Origin of the sequence: Immundisolibacter sp. (assembly GCF_050250495.1) — a bacterium.
Lineage (GTDB): Bacteria > Pseudomonadota > Gammaproteobacteria > Immundisolibacterales > Immundisolibacteraceae > Immundisolibacter.
Genome location: NZ_JBFWOM010000041.1, coordinates 1 through 6,175, shown reverse-complemented (window position 1 = coordinate 6,175; position 6,175 = coordinate 1). Strand labels below are relative to the sequence as shown.

General features: G+C 70.8%; 3 protein-coding genes and 1 pseudogene. All 4 read left to right on the top strand.

Annotated elements, in window-relative coordinates:
• Positions 1–1,934, top strand: a pseudogene (locus tag AB7F93_RS13900) (hypothetical protein); the annotation flags it as partial.
• Positions 1,935–1,946: 12 nt separating this feature from the next.
• The gene (locus AB7F93_RS13895; protein WP_428303507.1) at positions 1,947–4,733 is read left to right on the top strand and encodes a hypothetical protein; all 2,787 of its coding nucleotides are present in this window, start codon (positions 1,947–1,949) and stop codon (positions 4,731–4,733) included.
• Complete coding sequence (locus tag AB7F93_RS13890) at positions 4,733–5,800, top strand: hypothetical protein (RefSeq protein WP_428303506.1); 1,068 nt, start codon at positions 4,733–4,735, stop codon at positions 5,798–5,800. The genes AB7F93_RS13895 and AB7F93_RS13890 overlap by 1 nt, the downstream gene beginning before the upstream one ends.
• A partial coding sequence (locus tag AB7F93_RS13885; RefSeq protein ID WP_428303505.1) for a phage baseplate assembly protein V occupies positions 5,797–6,175 on the top strand: 379 nt, incomplete at its 3' end. The genes AB7F93_RS13890 and AB7F93_RS13885, both read left to right, overlap by 4 nt.

The window sequence follows — 6,175 nt, the reverse complement described above, 5'->3', positions numbered from 1 at the left end:
CGATGCAGGCCGTGTTGACGGAAATCTCGAACCTGCTGCAGGGGCCGGAGGTGCAGGCGCTGCTCAATGCTCTCGCGCAGCTCAAGCAGTTGGCGCAGCAGCTCGATGCGCTGAGCTTCGCGCCGGTGGGCGATGTGGTGATCGGCGGCATCGGCACGGTCAAGTCCGCGCTCGACTCCATCGACGACGCCAACCTTGCCCCGCCCATGCCGGAAATGATCAGCACCGCCATGTCGGTGCTGCCGCCGTCGCTGACGCCGATCATCGAGCCGCTGCTGGGAGAGCTCGACGGCCTGGTCGCCCAGGGGCCGGCGGCGCTGTTGGAAGGACTGCGCGAACTGCCGGCGCGCATCGCCGATGCGCTGGCCGCCTATGCCCCGCGCGCCCTGCTGGAAGAACCTCTGGGCACGCCGTTTGCCGCCCTTGTCGGCGAACTGGACGGCTTCTCGCCCACTGCCTGGCTGGACGGTGCCGACGGCGCGCTGCGTGGCGCGCTGGACCGGCTGGCCGACGCGCTGGATCCCGCAGCGCTGGTGGCCCCACTGGCGCAGGCGCACGCGGCGCTGGTGCAGGAACTCTCCACGCTGCGACCGGGCAAGCTGCTGGAGCCGCTGACCGCACAGGTGGAACAGGCGCTCGGCGACCTCGACGCCGCCCTGCCCACCGAAGACCTTGCCCAGGCGCTGGCGCAGGTGTCAGCGCAGGTGAGCCGGCTGCTTGAGCCGTTCTCCCAGGCCGCAGACGTCATCGGCGCGTGGACCGCACGGCTCGGGCTGCTGGCCGATCCGGACGCGCAGTTGTCGGCGTGGCTGGACGCCATCCTCGCCAAGCTTCCGGCCGATCTGTCGGCACCGCTGGCACCCGCGCTCGCCGCGCTGCGCAACGCCATCGAGGCTACCGGCGCGGCGGCGATGCAGACCGCGTGGAGCACCGCCCGCGCGCCGCTTGTTGGGGCGCTCGATGCCGCCGGTGGAGCGGCGCGGCTGGCGGCATTGGTGCAGGCGCGCTCGGCGGTCACCCCCGCGCGCATCGCCGCCGTGAGCGACGCCGCGCAGCGCACCGCACTGGGCAACTTCGTCGATGGCCTGGACCTGCTGGGTCCGGTCGGACGTGGCCTGCGCGAGTTCGGCGCACTGGCCGATGCGTTGCGCGAGACCGAAACCGACATCGCCGCGCTGCTGGCGACCTGGGACGCGCGTTACCTGCGCGCGGACGGCCCCATCGCCAGTCTGGTGCCGGCGAGCATGGACGCTGCCACGCTGCGCACGCTCATCCGCACGGCCCTGGACCGCCAGCTCGGTGCGCCGGTGGTCGGCTTCTTGAAGGCGCTCAAGGCGGTGGGTGCGCTCATTACGCATTTCGGCGACCAGATCAGCGACCTGCTGGAGGCCATTCAGGCGCGGTTGGCGGCACTGCTGGCCGCGCCACAGGCGCTGGCAGACGCCGCCGCCGCGCTCGACGGGCTGGTGGACCGCATTGCCGGCCTCGACCTAGATCTCTACACGCGTGAGGTGGACGCCCTGCACGGCGCGCTGTTAGCCAAGCTGCGCGCGCTCGACCCGGCGAACCTCGCCGCCGCGCTGCGCGAGGCGCTGCAAGACCTGTTGGGGGAAATCTCGCTGGGTGGGGTCTTCACCCCGGCCCTGCGCGGGCAGCTCGATGCGGCCTGGGCCGAACTCAAGGCCCAGGTGGCCGCGCTCGATCCTGAGGTTCTGGTCATCGAGCCGCTGCAGCAGGTGTACGAACAGGACCTGCTGCCGGTGGTGCAGGGCTTTGACGTGGGCGATGCGCTCGACACGGTGCTCGGCAAGCTCGACGCCCTGCCGGGGGAGCTGCGCACCGAACTCGACCGCGTGGATGCTGCCTATCAGGCCATGCTGGCCGCCGCCCCCACCTCCAACCCCGCCGGCGGCAGCGCCGCGGTGGGCTTTTAGGGAACGCCGCTGATGTCACTGGGTGCCGCGCTGCTCACTCCCCAGTCGCTGGGGAGGATGGAAAACCTCACGCCGCAGCAAGCCTTCGGCGACGATCTGCTGGCCCTGGCCTGGCAGATCCTCGGCAGCCCGGATCAGGTGCGCAGCATCGGCCCGCTGTTTGCGACCGCCTTTGAACGCATGGGCCAGCGTCTGGCCGCGCGTATGCAGGCGCGGCTGGACGAGGCGATGGACGCGGCGCGGAACCTGGCCGCGCCGGCGGTCACGCTCTTCCAGGGCCTCGCGGCGCAGGCGGGCACCGTGCAGGGTCCGCTCGACGTCCTCGGCCTGCTCGAGGACGTGCTCGATACCGCTGCCCGCGCAGTGCAAGGCCTCAGCGAACCCGCGCTGCGTGACGTGTGCACACGCGTGCACGGCATCGTCACCGGGCCGTTGGGTCTCTCGCAGGCCGCGCTTCAGGACGAACTGCGGGCGGTGTTCGCCGACGTGCGCGCGGGCCTGCTCGACGGCAGCGCGGTGCTCACCGCGCAGCAGGCTGGCGTGCGCTACGCGCTCGCCGCGCTGATCGGGCGCATCGAGCGTGAACTCATCCCGCAGTTCCCGACGTTCGACCTGAGCCCCGCCCGCGTGGCGCAGCTGCTGCACGGCGCGCTGCGTCAGGCGGGCATCGACGACCTGCGTGCGCAGATCGTCTGCCTGATCGGCAAGCTCAGGGCGCTGCTCACCGCCGGGCGCACGCTCGGCGAGATTGCCAGCGGCAACTTCGGGCTGGGGTCGGTGGGCGCCGGCGAGGCGCGCCCAGCCGCCGGCGGCGACCAGTACTGCTGGTACGCCTCATGGCTGTACGCCACCAAGCGCCGCGCCTTTGATGCCGATGCCTGGCTGAAGATTCTGTCGAGCCTCACCCCAGGCTACCCGGACGACGAAGTGTGGCTGTCGGCGGACAAGACGCAGCTCATCCTGCGCCGCGCGGGCGCGGACGACGAGGTGCTGCACACCTTCACCGGTGCCGACCCCAAATGGTTCGAGGCCGCGCCGTTCGCCACCACCAGCGCGCCGGAGTGCTACAGCTTCGGTGCGGTGGGGCCGGAATTTCTGGAGACCTGGACGCGCGTGATAGCCGCGCTGGCGGAACTTGCCAAGGTGGGCTGGCACATCGCCGAGTGCGCCAGCAGCCCGCGCGAGAAGGGCGCCAACATCCCGCTGATGTTCTATTACTTCACCCGCTTTCTCACCAACGTCACCGAAGGTGCGCCGCTGGCGTCAGCCATCAACAAGGGGCTGGGCTGGGGCGTCGGCAGCCAGTGGTTATGGGTGTGGCTGCCGTGGCTGATGGTCATCCTGGGCTCGCTCGAGGGCAAGCACACCGAAACCAACGCCGGCAACCAGTTTCTGGGTTGGGTGACGCTGCTCGGCGGGGACGCTCTGTCGGCCTTCAACATCCACACCTTCCTCGGCGGTGGCCACTCGATTGCGCTCAGCCTGTGGACGCTGATGAACCAGACCGGCCCGGCCGGTGCCACCGGCGACCCGGACACCCGGCCGGACAACCGCGAACACGGCGGGCCGATCATCGGCCTGCACACGGCGCTCGCTGTCATGCTGCTGACCAAGCTGATTCCGCGTGAGGACTACGCCCACCCCTTTCACGGCGACAACCCGAAGTTCTATTTGTATTGGCTGCTTTGCGCGCCGCTGATGGGCCTTGGCGGCGCGGCGGTGGGCACGCTTAACACCTGGGCCATCTCGCGCACCTATGACGCCGCCCAGTTGGGCGAGGAAATCGGTTTCGGGGCATTCACAGGTTTCCTGAGCTTCCTGGTACAGCAGTACACCGGCAAGGAAGGCGACACCGCCGACGGCACCTACAACCCCAAGAAAGACCCCGATGGCGACGACTACGCGCCGGCGCGGGTGGACTTCACCGGCTATCCGGCCGCGGACACTTCCCCGTACCGGTTGCCGTACGAAAAAGACAAGGTGCTGTTCGTCGGTCAGGCCAACCAGGGCATGTTCAGCCACATGCGTTTCAACTGGCTGCCGCAGATCTACGCCTACGACTTTGCGCACGACTTTGGCGACGAGGTGCTCGCCGCGCGCGCCGGCACGGTGGTGGACTGGTTCGACTGGATTGCCGACGATACCGACCCCACCGACGCGCAGATTTTCGATGCCATCAAGGCCGCCATCGGCTGGGCCGGCCCGGGCGAACCCACGCAGACCGACGTGAACAACGCCGCGGCCAATCCCGCCAGCGGCCTCATCGCGGGCCAGACCGGCATCGCCAATCTGGGCTGGTTCGATGGCACCGAAGGCCCGCCGGATTGGCCGGATCCGGCGCTGATCAAGCCGCCAGGCGCCTTCAAGACCGCGTATTTCAACTGGAACTTCATCGTCATCCGGCACGACGCGGTGGATGCCGCGCACGACACCGACGTGCTCGATCCGTCGCTGCGCGCGCAGTTCCCGTGCACTTACGCCGTCTACGGCCACGGCAAGACCGGGTCGGTGCGCGAGGTGTTCGCCGCCCGCGGCGTGACCGACCCGCGCAACATCATCGGGCAGACCGTGCAGCGCGGGCAGGTGATCATGCACGCCGGTGACGTCGGCACCAGCTTCCACAACCACCTGCACATGCACGTGCTGGGCGGTCCGGCACCTGCACCGGGGGCGGTCAGCAGAGGGTTTACCCGGTTCACGCTGCCGTTCGTGTTCCGGGAGGCCAAGCACGTGTTCGGGCGCGACGGCGTGCTGCGCCACCTCACCTGGTACACGTCCGACAACCCGCGGGTGCCGTGATGGACCTGCCCTTCCTGCCCGCCGCATCCGCCACGCCCGGTTTCAAGCCGCGGTGCAAGGTCGCACCTCCTGCGCCGACAGCGGGTGGCGGCGGGCTGCTCGACATGGCAATGAGCCTGCTGTCGGCGCCGGCGCCGGACCCGTGGGCGGATCACCTGACGCAGGTGGACGTCCTGCTGGCGCCGGCGCCGGCGGTGAGCCATGCCCGGCTCACGCTCACCGACCGCGACGGTGCGCCGCAGGTCGTGGCGGGCGATGAACTGCGTGTGGAACTCGGCGAGGAAGGCGCACTGTCCGCCGTGCTGCAGGGCGAGGTACTGGCGGTGGAAGGCGAGCCCGGCGCGCGGCGCACGGTGGTGTTGGCGAGCGCTGCCGTGAAGCTCGCCCGCCGGCGCGAGAACGCGAGCCATCGGGCACGCACGCTGGCCGATCTGCTCAAGACCTTCGCCGGTTCGGCTGGCCTCACGCCGGGCGCGATGGAAACGGGAGGCCGTTTCGAGTTCCTCGCTGTGGATGACCGGCGCAGCCTGTGGGAGTGGGCGGGCCTGCTCGCCGCGCAGGCGGACTTGCTGGTGTGGACGGACGGCGACGGCGCGCTGCGGCTGACCAAGCCCGGCGGCCCGCCGGTGCGCAGTTACACCTATGCGCAGGACGTGCTGGCGCTGGAGCACCGCGCCGGCGCCGCGGCGCTCGGCGCGCTCACCGTGGTCGGGGAGGGCGCCGCCGGCAGCCAGGGTGCTGCCGCCTGGAGTTGGCTGGTGAAGGACACCGGCAGCGTGACCGGCAACGCGGGCGGCGGTGATCCCGCCCGCGTGCAGCGCGACGGCGCGCTGCGCAGCGCGGCCGACGTGCGCGCCGCCGCGCAGGCCGGCGTGCGGCGTGCGACCGCGGCGGCGAGCCGCATCAGCCTGCGCGTGCCGGGCAGCGCGGACCTGATCCCCGGCGCGACGATCAAGCTCGCCGGCTGCCCCGGCGGCCGCGGCGACGGCGCATGGGTGATCGACACCGCCCGCCACCGCTACGCGCGCGGCGGCTACGTGGTGCAGATCGAGGCCGTGTCGGCATGAGCGCGGCGCTGTACGACACGATCCGGGCGCTGATCCGCGAGGAACTCGGCCGCCTGCGCGTGGCGGAGCTGGGCGTGGTGCAGGCCGTCGAGCCGGCCGATCCCGGCAACTACGCCGCCACGGTGGCGCTGCCGGGCAGCGATCTGGTGCTGGATGCGGTGCCGCTGCTGACGCCGCGCAAGGGCGTGGCGAGCGTGCCGGACGTGGGTGACCTGGTGTTGGTCGGCTTCGTCGGCGGCGACCTCAATCACCCGGTGGTGCTCGGCAGTCTTTACAACGACGAGGACCGCCCGCCGCCGAACGACAAGGGCCAGTTCATCGTGCACCTGCCGGGCGGGGCTGATGAAGGCAGCGCCTTGCGTCTCGAACTGCACG